This is a genomic window from Novosphingobium sp. (assembly GCF_020852455.1).
Taxonomy (GTDB): domain Bacteria; phylum Pseudomonadota; class Alphaproteobacteria; order Sphingomonadales; family Sphingomonadaceae; genus Novosphingobium.
Genome location: NZ_JADZAT010000001.1, coordinates 82857 through 97282, shown reverse-complemented (window position 1 = coordinate 97282; position 14426 = coordinate 82857). Strand labels below are relative to the sequence as shown.

The window sequence follows — 14426 nt, the reverse complement described above, 5'->3', positions numbered from 1 at the left end:
ACTTGTCCCTCAGGCCACCATTCCGCGCTGGACCATTTCAAGCGCCAGCAAGATTGCAAAAACACCGCCCAGGGCTGCGCAGGCGCCATAGAAATACCGCAGGCGCTTGGCCTGGACCTGACGCACCGGATCGGTCAGGACCTGGCTCACCGCGCCCAGCACCGGCAGACCCAGCGCCTTTTCAAGGCCATTGGCCGTGGCAAAGGTCGAGCGCAGCTGGCTAACCGCAAAGGCGGTTGCCACCCCTGCACCCAGCCCCATGACCAGCACGCCCAGCAGCAACAGCGGGCGATTGGGGGCAATCGGCGAACGCGGCGTGGTCGGCGGATCGATCACCTGGAACTTGACCGCGTTGTGTTCAGTTTCAACCGAACCGCGGATCTTCAGTTCTTCGCGGTCCTGGGCCAGCTTGTCGTATTGCCCCTTCAGCACGTCATAGTCGCGGGTCAGGCGCTGATATTCGGCTGCGGCTGCGGGGTTCGAGAACTGCTGCGCGGTCAGCGTGTTGATTTCCTGGCGCAGCGAAGCCTGCCGCGATTGCAGCGACTGCACATTGGCCTGGCGTTCGGCCCGGATCGATTCGAGCGAGGTGTAGGCCGGATTGGCCATGCCGACCGAACCGCCGCCTTCCGCCGCAGCCGCAGAGCGCAGGCCATTCACCTGGTTGCGGGCGGCAATCACATCGGGGTGGTTTTCGGTAAGCCCGCGCGCGCGCAGCGAATTGAGCTGGGCCTGGGCATCGGCCAGCGCACCACGTGCGCCGCCGACCGGACCCGCCGCCGCGATCGTTCTGGGCGTGCCGGCAATCTGGCCATTGATCGCAGCCAGCGCGCTTTGCGCCGCCACCAGATCGGCTTCCACCCCGCGCAGTTCACTGCGCATCGATTCAAGCTTCTGGATCCCGGCGCCAGCCCCACCAGCCAGGCTGGGGTTCTGGGCTTCGAAAGCGATCTTCTTCTGCTCGGCCGCGTCGAGTTCCTTCTGCCGCGCGGCGAGCTGCTGATCCATGAAATCGAGCGACTGGTTGACCTGCCCCCGGTTGCCCGAAAGGTTTTCCTCGCGGAACAGATCGATCAGCTTCTGGACAATCGCCTGCGCAATCTTGGCATTGGCGGCATCCGAATTCGATCCGTTGCCATAGGTGGCAGTGATCGTGAACAGGTTGTCCTTGTCGTTCTCGACCTTGATCTTCTTGCCCAGCGAAAGCACCGTAGCTTCCATTTCCTTCGGGCTTGAAATTTCGGCGCCCATCGGCGTGCCGCGGATCACCTTTTCAAGGTTCACCGCACTGGTCAGCGTTTGCTGGACCCGTTCGATGTCACGCTTGGTGTTGCTGGGAACGCCGGTCACGTCGGCCAGCATGTCGTCCAGCTGGACAAAGATGCGCGCCTTGGATTCATAACTGTTGGGCACCATGGCCACGACCAGCCAGCCCAGCAGGCAGATGCCCCAGGCAACGCCCAGGGCCAGCCAGCGGCGATGCCAGACCGAAAATAGCGCTGCGCGCAGTTCGTCGAAGATGTTGCTCATCGTGTGCCCCCGGCCCGTCCTTTCCTCAGAACTGGCTTTCAGGGATGATGATCACGTCGCCCGGCATCAGCATGACGTTGGCCTTGCTGTCGCCCTTGCGCAGCAGATCACCCAGACGCAGCGCGAATTCCTTCTGCTTGCCGCTTTCCTTGTCAAAGCGGATCAGCTTGGCCCGGTTGCCCGCGGCATATTCCGAAAGACCGCCCACTGCGATCATCGCGTCAAGCAGCGTCATGTTCGCACGGTAGGGCAGCGAAGCCGGCTTGCCGGTGGCACCGATCACGCGAACCTGCTGGCTGTAAGTGCCAGAGAACTTGTTGACGATCACCGAAACCAGCGGATCCTGAATGAACTGCGAAAGCTGCAGGGTGATGTCGTCAGCCAGCATCTTGGGCGTCTTGCCCACGGCCGGCATATCGGTGATCAGCGGGGTAGTAATCCGTCCATCGGGACGGACCTGGACTTTCGCGCCCAGTTCGGGGTTGCGCCAGACGAAGATGGTCAGCTCATCAAGCGGGCCGATGATGTAATCCTCGCCCGGACCCTCCTGCATCGCCACGAACGAGGCGGGCGGCAGCTGCGGACCACTGCCGGAACCGGCGCATCCAGTCAGCGCCAGGCTCATCACGGCACTGCTGGCCAGCAGGCAGGAGAAGCGGTTGATTTTCATCGGGCATTTCCTTCAACGGCGCCGCGACTGTGCGTGAGCATGCCCTACCCGACACGCAGACCCGGCTATTCGGTCTCCGCTATCGGAAAAAAGGGTGAATATTGCGTTAGCCCTATGTGCAGATTGTGTGTTCACCCGGACCCGGTCCCGTTTTGGGACGAGGCGCAAGTTACTGGTTAAACCAGCATTTCTGCAGCGGGGCCGTGTCCAAGGAACTGCGCCGGGCTGGCGCTGGCGCCATAGGCACCGGCGCAGAACACTGCGACCAGATCGCCAACGTCCGCACGCGGGAAACCGCCTTTTTCAGCCAGACGATCTAGCGGGGTGCACAGGCACCCGACCACGCTGACTTCCTCATCGCCGGGTTCGTCAAACCGGCTGGCGATCGCAACGGGATAGTTGCGGCGCACAACCGTGCCGAAATTGCCGGTGGCCGCCAACTGATGATGCAAGCCGCCGTCCACGACCAGGAAGGTCTCGCCATGGCTGACCTTGCGATCGACGATCCGGGTCAGGTAAACGCCCGCCTCGCCAACCAGGTAACGCCCCAGTTCGACGCAGAATTGCGTGTGTTTAAGCACTTGCGGGACAGCTTCGAGCGCTTCGCCCAGCGCGGCACCGACCGCCGCCAGATCCATTGCTTCGTCGCCGGGAAAATAGGGAATGCCAAAGCCGCCACCCAGATTGCAATGCGGCAATGGTGCGTCGATCTGCTCCGACAGGTCGGCAGCAAGTGCCAGTGCCTGAACCTGGGCATCGATGATTGCTTCCGCATTCAGCGCCTGGCTGCCAGCAAAGATGTGGAAGCCCCGCCATTCTGCCCCACTGGCAATCACTTCGCGCGCCATCGCGGGAACCCGCTCGGCATCGACGCCGAACGGCTTGGCCCCGCCGCCCATCTTCATGCCCGATCCCTTGAGATCGAAATCGGGATTGACCCGGATCGCCAGACGCGGAGTAATTCCAAGGCGGTGGCCGGCCTCGAGCGCACGGATCGCCTCGCCCTCGCTCTCAAGGTTAAGCGTTGCTCCGGCGCGGATCGCGGCTTCAAGTTCCTCGGTTCGCTTGCCCGGGCCGGCGAACGAAATCCGTTCCGCCGCGACGCCGGCTGACAGGGCCAGTTCAAGTTCGCCGGCGGATGCCACATCGAACCCGTCAACCAGTTCGGACATCAGCTCAAGAACCGGCCCGTAAGGGTTTGCCTTCATGGCGTAATGCAGTGCCACGCGGTTTGGCAGTGCGGCATAGAGTTCGCCCACCCGGCGGCGGATCAGCGCGCCCGAATAGACGAACAGCGGCGTGCGTCCGGCTTCGGCCACCAGCGCGCTGGCTGTACGCCCCGCAATCGCCAGTTCGCCGTCGATCATGGCGTAACCGGACGGGATCGGGCCCAGCGGCTTCATGCCGCCAGTTCCTGATAAAGACCGGTCCGGTCGATCTTGCCGTTGGGCGAAATCGGCATGGCTTCGCGCCAGTGAATGACCTTGGGCTGCATGAAATTGGGTAGCTGTTGCAACAGGATACGTGGCAATTCTTCCTCAAAGCCTGAGATTCCGGCAAGCGGCCGGGCGATCAGGTGCACGGCCTGGCCCAGCCGCGCGTCAGGGATACCCAGCGCGACCGCTTCGGCAACGAGGCCGCTGGCCAGCGCCGCTTCCTCGATTTCCTGCGGGCTGATCCGGTTGCCGGCGCTCTTGATCATCGCATCGCGGCGACCGACGAAGTATAGCAAACCTTCGGCGTCGCGCCGGACCCGGTCACCCGACCAGACCGCCATGCCGCCGTAACTCGACGCTGCGGGCGCGGGCTTGAAACGCTCGGCGGTGCGGACCGGATCCTGCCAATATCCTTGCGCCACCAGCGGACCGCAATGGACCAGCTCGCCCTCGGCATCATCGGCGGTAACCTGACCGTGATCATCGATCACCAGAATCTCTGCATGGGGGATCGCCTTACCCATCGATGTCGGGTGGCTGTCAACCAACGCGGGATCGAGGTAGGTCGATCGGAAGGCCTCGGTCAGCCCGTACATCGGAAACAGCCGCGCTGCCGGGAACAGGCCGCGCAGCTTGCGCACCAGTTCGATCGTCAGTGCTCCGCCCGAATTGGTCAGGCGGCGCAGGTTCGCGGCGACCTCGGTCGGCCAGTCCAGCTCGGTCAACTGCACCCACAGCGGCGGCACGGCGGCCAGGGTAGTCACCCTGTGGCGTTCGACCGCCTTCACCACGTCACGCGGGGTCAGGTAATCGAGCGGAACCACGCAGCCGCCGGCGTACCAGGTGCTGAACAGCTGGTTCTGGCCATAGTCAAATGACAGCGGCAGTACCGCCAGCGTCACGTCGTCGTCAGCCAGGCCAAGGTAGTCGGCCACACTGTCAGCGCCCAGCCACATGTTGGCATTGCTCAGCATCACCCCCTTGGGCTTGCCGGTCGAACCGCTGGTATAGAGGATCGCCGCCAAGGCATCGGGATCGCTATCCGAGGGGCCGAGCGGCTGGCTATACATGGCTGCGGCCAGTGCTTCATCCTCAGCCATCACCAGGCAATCGGCAGGACAATCGCCAGGCTCAAGGCTGGTGAGGCGTGATGGGGTGCCGAGTAACATCCGTGTACCACTGTCGTGTACGATGTGTGCCACTTGAGTGCGCTTTAACAGCGGGTTGATTGGCACGTGAACCAGCCCTGCACGCGCTGCGGCTAGCGGCATCAAGCAGGTCAGCTCACCCTTGGCCGCCCAACTCGCCACCCGCGCCCCGGGTTCACTAATCTGACTTTTCAGCCATCCAGCCAACCGAGCGACACGTTCCCTTAAGTCCTTGTGGTTAAGGGTGCCGCCACGCAACAACAGTGCAGGCGCATTGTCCGCACCGCATTCGGCAAGATGATCGATCGGCCGGACCACTGGATTGGCGTTGCAGGACAATGACTTATTCGCTCCGGAGGCAAGGGTTTCGCTGTGGCAATCGTGGTTACCTATCACGATGATCTTAACGAAGTGCAAGGCGATGCGGCGCTGGCTGCATTGCTTAATGCACCGCAGGCCCGCGCCCCGTTTGACCGGATCGCCTGGTGGCGCGGCCTGGAACAGCACTGCGCCCTGACCCCGCTGATTGCCGTAGCCAGCGACGGCCTAAACCGCGCAGTTCTGCCGCTTACCCGCAAGGGCCGGGCAATCGAAGCCCTGGCTAACTGGTACGCATTCCGGGTCGCTCCGCTCGCCAGCGAACACGCTGACCGGCCGAGCCTGTTTGAGGCCATTGCCCGTGACCTGGCCGGCCAGGCCCCACGCATCACGCTTTCTCCGCTGCCTGATGAACATGGGGACGCCACTCTGCTCGAACAGGCATTTCGCACAGCTGGGTGGGTCGTGTTCCGCGAGCAATGCGATGTGAATCATGTACTTGAAGTCAAGGATCGATCTTTCGCAGACTACCTCACCTCGCGCCCCGGCCCACTGCGCACCACGCTCAAGCGCAAGGCCGGCAAGGTGACTGTCTCGCTCGAGCGCGAGTTCAACCCGGCCAGCTGGGCGGCCTACGAGGCAATCTATGCGCAAAGCTGGAAGCCCCAGGAAGGCAGCCCGAATTTCCTGCGCGCCTTTGCCGAAGCCGAAGCCGCCGCCGGCCGCCTGCGCCTGGGCCTTGCCTTCGCCGACGGGCAGGCGGTTGCCGCCCAGTTCTGGACTGTTGAACACGGCACGGCCTTCATTCACAAGCTGGCGCACACCGAAGCATCGAAGCCGCTTTCGCCGGGTACCACCCTCTCCGCTGCGCTGTTCGAGGAGGTGATCGATCGCGACCAGGTCAGCTTGGTCGATTTTGGCACCGGCAATGATGCCTACAAGCGCGACTGGATGGAACAGGTCCGTCCGCGTTATCGACTTGAAATGTATCGCCCCGGCTGGCCCGGCAACTGGCTGCGGATCATCCGCACGGCCTTGCGCCGGGCGCGGAGCAAAGGCTAGAGACAAGGACACCATGGACACCACCGACCGCAAACTGCGCGCGATCCTTTCCGACGTGCTGGGCCTCAGGCCCGGCCAGGCCGACGATTTCACCGCCGAAACCGGGCTGTTCGGCGAACTGCCCGAACTCGATTCGATGGCAGTCGCCGGATTGCTGACCGAGATGGAAGACCGGCTCGATATCGTGATCGACGAGGACGAGATCGATGGCGAACTGTTCGAAACCTATGGCAGCCTGCTGAAATTCGCGCGGAGCAAGCGGGACAAGGCGTGAAGGCCGAAAGCTACCCCTGCCCCCTGCCCGGCGGTGCCGCGGCAAGCGAATACGCGCTGGCTTTCGATGCCGGGCGCGAAAAGCGCGTGCTGATCGCCCCGGCTTTGTTCGAGGAAGGCCACAAGCTGCGGCGCTTCACCGTCGAGGTGATGCGTCGGCTCGACGGTTCGGGAATCGATTGCTTCCTGCCCGATCTGCCCGGCTGCAATGAGAGCGAGCAGGACCTGGCGCTGATAGAGCCGGAGGACTGGCGCATGGCGCTGGAGGCAGCAGCCCGGCACTTTGAGGCTAGCCATGTTCTGGCAATCCGCGGCGGCGGCCTGGTCCTGCCGGCCAAGCTGGGCGGCTGGCATTATGCCCCGGTCAAGGGATCCAGTCTGCTCAAGACCATGCTGCGCGCCCGGATCCTGTCCGCCCGCGAGGCTGGCCGTGAGGAAAATGTCGATGCGCTGATGGAACAGGGCCTGCAACTGGGCATCGAACTGGCGGGCTTTTCACTTTCGGGCGAGATGCTGCGCCAGCTGGGCACGCTGGTTGCCGGCAAGCAACCGGGCATCACCGCGATCGAGCACGAGCTTGTTGGCGGCGGGCCGTTGTGGCTGCGCGCCGAACCTGATGAGGATGCCAGCCAGGCCGACGCACTTGCGGCCATCGTTGCCGTAGGACTGAACGCATGAACCGGCGGCATTTCACCTTCGCTTGTCAGGGCGAAACACTGGCCGCCACGGTCGATCTGGCCGAGGCACGCACCGGGTTGCTGATCGTGACTGGCGGCAACGAATTACGCAGCGGTCCGTTCGGCAGCCATGCCGGGCTCGCGGACAAAATCGCTACCGCCGGCTTTCCGGTCATGCGCTATGACCGGCGCGGGGTAGGCGACAGCTCGGGGATCAATGCCAGCTTTGCCGATTGTGGCGACGATATCGCCGCGGCGTTGGATGCCTTCCGTGCACAGGTACCAAGACTTCAGCGCGTGGTTGCTTTCGGCAACTGCGACGCCGCCAGTGCGCTGATGCTGGCCCAGGGTCAGGGCTGTGACGGTCTGGTCCTGGCCAACCCGTGGACGTTCGAACCTGAAGTCGAGGAAGCGGTGGCACCTGAGGCCCAGTCCGAACCGGAACCCCAGCCCCAATTGAGCCCGGCGGCAATCCGTCGGCACTACCTGAAGCGGCTGACCAGCCCCAGCGCGCTGCTGCGGCTGCTTACCGGCAAGGTCAAGGTGCGGCAAATGGCCGAAAGCCTGGCCGATGCGGTCAAGCCCGCGCCGCCGCCAAGCTCATTGGCGACCACGATGGCCGATGGGCTCAAGGCCTTCACCGGCCCGGCAACGATTTTGATCGCCGAAAATGACCGCACCGCGCAGGCTTTTCTCGAACATTGGGACAAGGCCGATCCTCGGCTGCGCAAATGCCCGGGCGCCGGTCACAGCTTTGCCGAACCACAGGCGCGGATCTGGTTGCAGGGGCAAATCCTGGGCGCTCTGCGCGCCAAAGGCTAGTTGGCGGAGAAGACTTTTCGTCCCGCAAACCAGGTTTCCAGCACGCGCGTGTCGCGGATCGTCTGCCGACCCTTCGTATCGGCGGCCAGCGCCAGAACATCACGGTCGAGCACGATGAAATCCGCCTCCTTGCCTACTTCCAGCGATCCGATCTGTCCGCCCAGCCCCAGCCCCCTTGCTCCGTTGATGGTATAGGCATCAAGCGCCTGCCAGATCGTCAGCGCCTCTGCCGGGTTGAACCGCGGCAGACCCGGATGCTGACGGGTAACCGCGTACTGGATGTTGTAAAACGGACGCGGATCGCGGGTTTCAACCGGCGCATCCGAACCACCGACCAATATGCCGCCAGCCCTGAGCACCGACTGCGCCGGATAACTCTGCCGCCAAGTGTAATTGCGCGCTGTGTAGAAGGCGGCATCGGAATTGCCGTTGACCCGGTCGATGAACGGCATAACCGTCAGGTCGTAGTCCTTCAGCGCGTTGGCCCATGCGAATGTGAAGGCCGTATAGATCCGGTCACGCCCGATTCGCGCGATATCGGACGGTGCGATGACCTGCAAATGGGCAATCGCATCGGGCTGGGTCGAAACTCCATCGGATCGCCGCGCCGCCTCGATCGCGTCGATCGCCACCCGCACCGCCTTGTCACCGATTGCATGGATATGCAGCGTGAAACCGGCACGATGGAACTGGCGGGCAAATTCCAGCAACTGGTCTCGCGGGTGCTCAAGCGTACCTGAAGATATCCGGCACTGCGCCGGGTGAAAGCCATGGGCGGCAATGAACGGGCCAGCCTGGACAATCCGTTCCGCCATGTGCGCCCGGGTATCGCGGCATAGCGCGCTGGCGGTATCAACATAGCCCTTTACCGCCAGCTTGCCCTGTGGATCCTTGGCAAAGATCGGCTGCAGGAATGGCCTGAGCATTGGCGATGTCGGCAATGTCGGCGGCAAAGCCAGCGGATTTCCTTCCAGGACCCCATCGGCATAAAGCTTGGCTGCATCGGCCCGGATCAGCGGATTGCCGGCATAGCGCGATCGCACCGCCGCGGCAGTTACCACCATGCGCGCGAAATCGACCTTGCCGCTATCATCAGTGAAATCATCGAAATCGAAATGCTGCGCAAACCGGACATGCAGGTTGAGCGCGTCCTTGGCCTGCAAGGTATCGAAGATCCGGTAATTGGTCGGCCCGCCGCCGGCATCCTGGATTGCTGTGATCCCGCGCGAAGCCAGCATCTGCCCGATCCGGTCCGGGGCATCGCCCAGGTTGGCGGGATCGGGGCCGATCGAATTGGGCGCCGGGAAAAGCTTGGCGGCGGACTCGGTGATATAGCCATCAGGTTCACCCGAACCATCGACGCCGACATAAGGCGCATAGCGGGCAAAGGGGCCTTTGAGCGTTGCAGCATTGAGGCCGATCACCGGCTTGCCGCGCGGTGCGGCCATGGCCAGCGCCGCGCTGTTGAAACCGTAGTGATGGCCATCGAGCCCGAACAGTTTGATCGGATGCTGCGTGCTGGCCGCATCCAGCGCGGCGCGGATCGTGGGGTTCGCCGGATCGGTTTGCATCCCTTCGGAGAAGTTCCACAGATCGACCAGCACCCATTCACCAGGTGCGATCTTGCGGCGCGCGATGCAATCCTTCACTTCGCGCGAAATCTGCGCCAGCGAAAGCGGCTTGGACTGCAGGTCACAGGCCGGGTAGTCGATCACCCCTTCAGGATGGATGTGGCTGTCAATCAGCCCCGGCAGCACCAGTTTTCCACCAAGGTCGCGCAGTTCGGTTCGCGGTGCGACCATGGTTCGGGCGTGCTCGCTGGACCCGACATAGACAATTTTGCCGCCCCGAACGGCCATGGCAGAGGCCATGCTATGCCCGGCATCGGATGTGTAGATCCGGGCATTGACGATCACCAGGTCCGGCTCTGGAGCAGGCAGAGAACTCGCCCCGCTCGCCAGTGCAAGGCCCGCGAGGCCGAATTTGCTGAGCCAGTTTCGCATCGCCTGTCCTCCCCCGGGGTCAGGCCAGATGCTAGGTCAGCCCTTGGCGGCTTGGAAGTCCTTTTCGGCCAGGAACCGCTCTGCGTCGAGCGCGGCCATGCAGCCCGTCCCGGCAGCGGTGACCGCCTGGCGATAGGTGTGATCCATCACGTCGCCGCAAGCGAAAACGCCGGCGATCGCGGTCTTGGGCGTGCCCGGCTGGACCACCAGATAGCCGCCGGCATCAACTTCAAGCTTGCCCTTGAACAGTTCGGTCGACGGCGCGTGGCCAATCGCGACGAAAGCGCCGTCGGTCGGCGCGACACTGCTTTCGCCGGTCACTGTATCTTTCAGCGCCACACCGGTCAGCCCGGTATCGCCCCCCACGAAGTGATCGACCGCCTTGTTCCACAACACCTTGATGTTGGGGTGCGCCAGCAGCCGATCCTGCAGGATCTTTTCCGCCCGCAGCGAATCCCGGCGGTGGATCAGCGTCACATCCTGCGAATGGTTGGTAAGGTACAGTGCTTCCTCGACCGCAGTGTTGCCGCCGCCGATCACCACTACCTTCTTGCCGCGATAGAAGAATCCGTCGCAGGTCGCGCAGGCGGAAACGCCCTTGCCCGACAGCTCCTGCTCGCCAGGAACGCCAAGCCACTTGGCCTGGGCCCCTGTCGCGATCACCAGCGTATCGCCTTCATAGATATCGCCGCTGTCCCCGATCGCCCGGAAGGGCGAGCCCGACAGATCAACCTCGGTGATCGTATCCCACAGCATCCGGGTGCCCACGTGTTCCGCCTGGGCCTGCATTTCCTGCATCAGCCAGGGCCCCTGGATCACATCGCGAAAGCCAGGGTAGTTCTCGACGTCAGTCGTAATCGTTAACTGCCCACCGGGCTGCAGGCCCTGCACCACGATCGGCTGCATGCCGGCGCGCGCGCCATAGATCGCCGCCGAAAGCCCCGCCGGGCCGGAACCGATAATCAGCATGCGTGTGGTGTGGGTTGCCATGAATTCCTCCGTAGTGCGGGCAGCAGATAGGCAGCACCGAGCTCCAAGGCCAGAGTCGACCCGCAAAATTTCCCCTGTTTGGCGATGTCTCGGGATTGCCAGCAATCGGCAAGGCGGTATTCGCTGCAAGACAATGCTGCGCCTTGCTGCCCTTGCCATTTCACTGGTGCTGACTGCCAGTCCAGCCCTCGCAACGCCCGGGCGCGGCGACGATGCCGATGGAGCGACAGTTGAAAGCGGATCAATTGATGCCGCCTTGTTTTATGACCGTCTGGACAGCGGGCCGGCAGGGGGCGAGGACTTGCTGCAGATCGGCATTACCCATGGACTGAGCGATCGGGTGCGGATCGGCGGACAGGCCAGCTTTGCACGCCAACCCGGAACAAGTCGCAAGGTCGAAACAGTCGGTGCAGAAGTGCTGTTCGCGCTGGGCAAACTGGGCCCAATCGATTCAGCGCTTTATGCCACCTATGACATCGGGATTGACGCGCCCGACGCTGTGGAAGCGCGCTTCATCCTCGAACATGACCGTGGCCGCATGAACCTGCGGTTCAACCTGATCGCCACCCGCGAACTGGCCAGCGGTGAAAGTGTCGAACTCGGTTATGCGTTCAGCGGTGATTATCAAGTCCTGCCGAAATGGCGGCTAGGGCTGCAAGGCTTTGGCGAGTTCGGCAGTTTTGATCGCCTTTTGCCGCACGGCGGCCATGCGCTTGGCCCGATCATTGGCTATGAAATCGAACCTTCAATCAACTTGCGCGCAGGTTACCTCTTCACGCTCGGCAAAGCGCGCGACGACACCAAGGGGCAGTTCAGGATCGGCCTTGAATTCGGCTTATGATGCGCGCAAAGCGCCAAGCATGACACCGCACGGACCGACCGCCAACAGCTTCATCTCGCAGCGCCTGCGCCTCCACTATGTCGATTGGGGTAATCCGGAGGCACCGCCGCTGATCCTCCAGCACGGCGGGCGCGACCATTGCCGCAGCTGGGACTGGGTGGCCGAGGAACTGGCCAGGGACTGGCACGTGATCGCTCCTGATCTGCGCGGCCACGGCGACAGCGCCTGGGTGCCCGATGGCAACTATGAAATGAACGCCTTCGTCTATGACTTTGCCCAGCTGGTCCACACGCTGGGGCACGATCAGGTGACGATCGTGGCACATTCGCTGGGCGGCAATATCGCCACCCGCTTTACCGGTCTGTACCCGGAAAAGGTCCGCAAGTTGGTCAATATCGAAGGGCTTGGCCCATCACCCGATGTTCGCGCCCGGCGGGAAGCCGAAGGCTATGCCAACCGCTTTCGCAAATGGATCGACGAGCGCCGCAAATCGTCCGGTCGGATCCCGCGCCGCTATGAATCGATCGAAGCCGCTTATGCCCGCATGAAAGAGGAAAACGGCTTCCTGACCGACGAGCAGGCCCGCCACCTCACGATCCATGGCGCCAGTCGCAACGAAGACGGTACCTGGAGCTGGAAGTTCGATCCCTATCTCAACAACTGGCCGTTCGAAGACACTCCTGAGGAGCGTCTGGAAGAGCTGTGGAGCGCGATCACCTGCCCGATCCTGTTCCTTTATGGAGCGGATTCGTGGGCTTCAAACCCCGAAAAGGACGGGCGCGCAATGGTCTTCAAGGACTGGCGGGTCAGCGAATTTGAGAACGCCGGGCACTGGCTGCACCACGACCAGTTCGACCGGTTCATGGCCGAAGTGAGGGCCTTCCTCTAGGCTTCCAGGTAATGCCTGCGCAGCGTTTCCTGCGCAGCGTTGTCCAGGCCGATGGCCTCGGCCAGGTAGGCATCGATCGAGCCATGGCGGGCCTCGACCGCAGCCAGCGCGGTGACCAGATAGTCTTCCTCGACTCCCATCAGGGTACGGATCGTTGCCTCATCGATCGCGCCATATTTGCCGCGAATCTGTTCGGCGCCGGCTGCAATCCGGGCCTCGATGTTACCGGCCCGGTTGGTCAGCACGTAGTCGGCCAGGATCGCGTCGCGATCGACACCCAGGACATGCTGGGCCAGCGCCACGGCAAAGCCGGTCCGATCCTTGCCAGCGACACAATGAACCAGGCTCGGCCCTTCGGCGCGGCGCAGGACTTCGAAATAGCAGCGCAGCATCGGCACCAGGTTTTCGCGGAAGGCAATTCCTTCGTAGAGCCGCATCATCGCCGCGCGCGCCTCCGCGGCGGTCACCACCCCGTCGGCAGCTTCGGTATGCAGCGCCAGCCCCGCGGTCTCTTCGGGATAACGGAACACCTGAGCCGAAAATTCAGGATGGCGCAGGCAAGGCTTCGCCTCGTACTCACTGGGTCCGCGCAGGTCGATCACCGTCGCTATGCCAAGCGCGTGGATAGTCTCCAGATCAGACGCGCTGGCATCGCCGTGTTGCGCTGAGCGCCACAGCAGCCCGGTCTTCACCCGCGCGCCCTGTGCACCGGCATAGCCGCCATAATCGCGGAAGTTGTGAACGCCATCGAGCTTGAGAACGCGGTTTTCCATCAGTCCGGCGCTTGGCAGCAAGTCAGCTCAAGCGCAAGATTTAGCTTTGGCGCATTGCGGCGAAGCGGGCGATCAACCAGGAACGGAACAGCGCGATGTCGGCATCGGCCAGGTCGTCGGCGTGAAACTTGAAGTAATAGCCATAGCCATCCTCGCTGGTGTCATCGAATGGCATGACCAGCTGACCCGAGGAAATCTCATCGGCAAGCATATCGATATCGCCCAGCACCACCCCGCCCGATGACATCGCATAGCGCGCCAGCGCAATAGCCGTGTCCAGCGTTAGCCCACGGCTGAGCGGCAGGCTGATCCCGCGTGGGGCAAGATAGGCCGCCCACTGGTATTCACGCGGCTGGTTGTCCAGGCGCATGTGCAGCAGTTCCTCACCGGCCAGGAACTCGGCAAGCGTCTTGCCTTCCGCATTGCGGGCAATCTCGGGTGAACACAGTGGTGCAACCCGAATTTGCCACAACAGGTCGGTGACCATGTCGTCGACATTGGGCCGGTCATAGACTATCGCCATATCGATATCGCCCTGCGGCAATCCGGTCACGTGCGAGCTCGATACATCAATCCGGATGTCAGGGTATTCGCGGTGAAAGTCGGCCAGCATCGGCAGCACGGTTTGCTGCAGCAACGACGGCGGCACGTGCAGCCGCAGGGCCCGGCCCGGCATGGTATCGTCGCGGATGGCGTTGAGAGTGATCTCGATCCGGTCGAGCGACTTGGCGACCACGCCTAGCAGTTCCTCACCCGCGGGAGTCAGCGAAAGCCGCCCGGAATCCCGCTCGAACAACTGCTTGCCCAGCAACTGCTCAAGCCCTGCGACATGCCGGCTCATCGCGCTTTGCGACACCGAAAGCGCCGCCGCGCCGCCGGTGAAGCTAAGATGCTTGCCCACCGCCTCGAAAGCGCGCAGCGCGTTCAAGGGCAGCCAGCGCCGATTGATCGAATTCTTGCCCGAAATGGTGCCCGTCCCCTTCCCTTTGCAGTC

14 protein-coding genes are annotated in these 14426 nt (G+C 63.0%); 6 read left to right on the top strand and 8 right to left on the bottom strand.

Annotated elements, in window-relative coordinates; translation table 11 throughout:
• Window positions 1-9 precede the first annotated feature (9 nt).
• The 4 genes from IT549_RS00375 to IT549_RS00360 form a co-directional block, all read right to left on the bottom strand.
• Window positions 10-1530, bottom strand: a complete 1521-nt coding sequence (locus IT549_RS00375) for an XrtA system polysaccharide chain length determinant (RefSeq protein WP_292969064.1) — start codon at window positions 1528-1530, stop codon at window positions 10-12.
• Window positions 1531-1555: 25 nt separating this feature from the next.
• Window positions 1556-2200, bottom strand: a complete 645-nt coding sequence (locus IT549_RS00370; protein WP_292969063.1) for an XrtA/PEP-CTERM system exopolysaccharide export protein — start codon at window positions 2198-2200, stop codon at window positions 1556-1558.
• Between the two features lie 176 nt (window positions 2201-2376).
• Window positions 2377-3603, bottom strand: coding sequence for a pyridoxal-dependent decarboxylase, exosortase A system-associated (locus tag IT549_RS00365; protein ID WP_292969061.1), 1227 nt, complete (start codon window positions 3601-3603; stop codon window positions 2377-2379).
• Window positions 3600-5123: an acyl-CoA ligase (AMP-forming), exosortase A system-associated gene (locus IT549_RS00360; protein ID WP_292969060.1), complete on the bottom strand. Its 1524-nt coding sequence runs from the start codon at window positions 5121-5123 to the stop codon at window positions 3600-3602. The genes IT549_RS00365 and IT549_RS00360 overlap by 4 nt, the downstream gene beginning before the upstream one ends.
• A 33-nt stretch (window positions 5124-5156) precedes the next feature.
• Between IT549_RS00360 and IT549_RS00355 the strand changes: the two genes are divergently transcribed.
• Genes IT549_RS00355 through IT549_RS00340 form a run of 4 tightly spaced genes read left to right on the top strand, consistent with a single transcriptional unit; the run spans window position 5157 to window position 7936 of the window.
• Window positions 5157-6164 carry a GNAT family N-acetyltransferase gene (locus IT549_RS00355; RefSeq protein WP_292969059.1) on the top strand — a complete coding sequence of 336 codons (1008 nt, stop codon included), beginning with the start codon at window positions 5157-5159 and terminating at the stop codon, window positions 6162-6164.
• Between the two features lie 13 nt (window positions 6165-6177).
• Window positions 6178-6438 carry an acyl carrier protein gene (locus IT549_RS00350; protein WP_292969058.1) on the top strand — a complete coding sequence of 87 codons (261 nt, stop codon included), beginning with the start codon at window positions 6178-6180 and terminating at the stop codon, window positions 6436-6438.
• Complete coding sequence (locus IT549_RS00345; protein ID WP_292969057.1) at window positions 6435-7115, top strand: hypothetical protein; 681 nt, start codon at window positions 6435-6437, stop codon at window positions 7113-7115. Before IT549_RS00350 ends, IT549_RS00345 begins: the two co-directional genes overlap by 4 nt.
• Window positions 7112-7936, top strand: a complete 825-nt coding sequence (locus IT549_RS00340; RefSeq protein WP_292969056.1) for a hydrolase 1, exosortase A system-associated — start codon at window positions 7112-7114, stop codon at window positions 7934-7936. Before IT549_RS00345 ends, IT549_RS00340 begins: the two co-directional genes overlap by 4 nt.
• Here the strand turns inward: IT549_RS00340 and IT549_RS00335 are convergent.
• The gene (locus tag IT549_RS00335; RefSeq protein ID WP_292969055.1) at window positions 7933-9939 is read right to left on the bottom strand and encodes an amidohydrolase; all 2007 of its coding nucleotides are present in this window, start codon (window positions 9937-9939) and stop codon (window positions 7933-7935) included. The two genes, IT549_RS00340 and IT549_RS00335, sit on opposite strands and share 4 nt — an antisense overlap.
• A gap of 36 nt (window positions 9940-9975) precedes the next feature.
• Window positions 9976-10929, bottom strand: a complete 954-nt coding sequence (gene trxB, locus IT549_RS00330) for a thioredoxin-disulfide reductase (protein WP_292969054.1) — start codon at window positions 10927-10929, stop codon at window positions 9976-9978.
• Here trxB and IT549_RS00325 point away from each other — a divergent pair.
• A complete protein-coding gene (locus IT549_RS00325) occupies window positions 10928-11770 on the top strand; it encodes a hypothetical protein (RefSeq protein ID WP_292969053.1) in 843 nt (280 codons plus the stop codon). The genes trxB and IT549_RS00325 overlap by 2 nt on opposite strands.
• Before the next feature lie 19 nt (window positions 11771-11789).
• Window positions 11790-12659: an alpha/beta hydrolase gene (locus IT549_RS00320; RefSeq protein WP_292969052.1), complete on the top strand. Its 870-nt coding sequence runs from the start codon at window positions 11790-11792 to the stop codon at window positions 12657-12659.
• Here the strand turns inward: IT549_RS00320 and IT549_RS00315 are convergent.
• Window positions 12656-13432: a tyrosine-protein phosphatase gene (locus IT549_RS00315; protein WP_292969051.1), complete on the bottom strand. Its 777-nt coding sequence runs from the start codon at window positions 13430-13432 to the stop codon at window positions 12656-12658. The two genes, IT549_RS00320 and IT549_RS00315, sit on opposite strands and share 4 nt — an antisense overlap.
• 40 nt (window positions 13433-13472) lie before the next feature.
• Window positions 13473-14360 (bottom strand): LysR substrate-binding domain-containing protein, encoded by an 888-nt coding sequence (locus tag IT549_RS00310; protein ID WP_292969050.1) that lies wholly within the window; start codon window positions 14358-14360, stop codon window positions 13473-13475.
• Between the last annotated feature and the right edge of the window lie 66 nt (window positions 14361-14426).

Coding starts and splice junctions, on each gene's coding strand:
- IT549_RS00320 (WP_292969052.1), top strand. CDS start 11,790: ATGACACCGCACGGACCGACCGCCAACAGCTTCATCTCGCAGCGCCTG.
- IT549_RS00340 (WP_292969056.1), top strand. CDS start 7,112: ATGAACCGGCGGCATTTCACCTTCGCTTGTCAGGGCGAAACACTGGCC.
- IT549_RS00315 (WP_292969051.1), bottom strand. CDS start 13,432: ATGGAAAACCGCGTTCTCAAGCTCGATGGCGTTCACAACTTCCGCGAT.
- IT549_RS00365 (WP_292969061.1), bottom strand. CDS start 3,603: ATGAAGCCGCTGGGCCCGATCCCGTCCGGTTACGCCATGATCGACGGC.
- IT549_RS00335 (WP_292969055.1), bottom strand. CDS start 9,939: ATGCGAAACTGGCTCAGCAAATTCGGCCTCGCGGGCCTTGCACTGGCG.
- trxB (WP_292969054.1), bottom strand. CDS start 10,929: ATGGCAACCCACACCACACGCATGCTGATTATCGGTTCCGGCCCGGCG.
- IT549_RS00325 (WP_292969053.1), top strand. CDS start 10,928: ATGAATTCCTCCGTAGTGCGGGCAGCAGATAGGCAGCACCGAGCTCCA.
- IT549_RS00370 (WP_292969063.1), bottom strand. CDS start 2,200: ATGAAAATCAACCGCTTCTCCTGCCTGCTGGCCAGCAGTGCCGTGATG.
- IT549_RS00375 (WP_292969064.1), bottom strand. CDS start 1,530: ATGAGCAACATCTTCGACGAACTGCGCGCAGCGCTATTTTCGGTCTGG.
- IT549_RS00350 (WP_292969058.1), top strand. CDS start 6,178: ATGGACACCACCGACCGCAAACTGCGCGCGATCCTTTCCGACGTGCTG.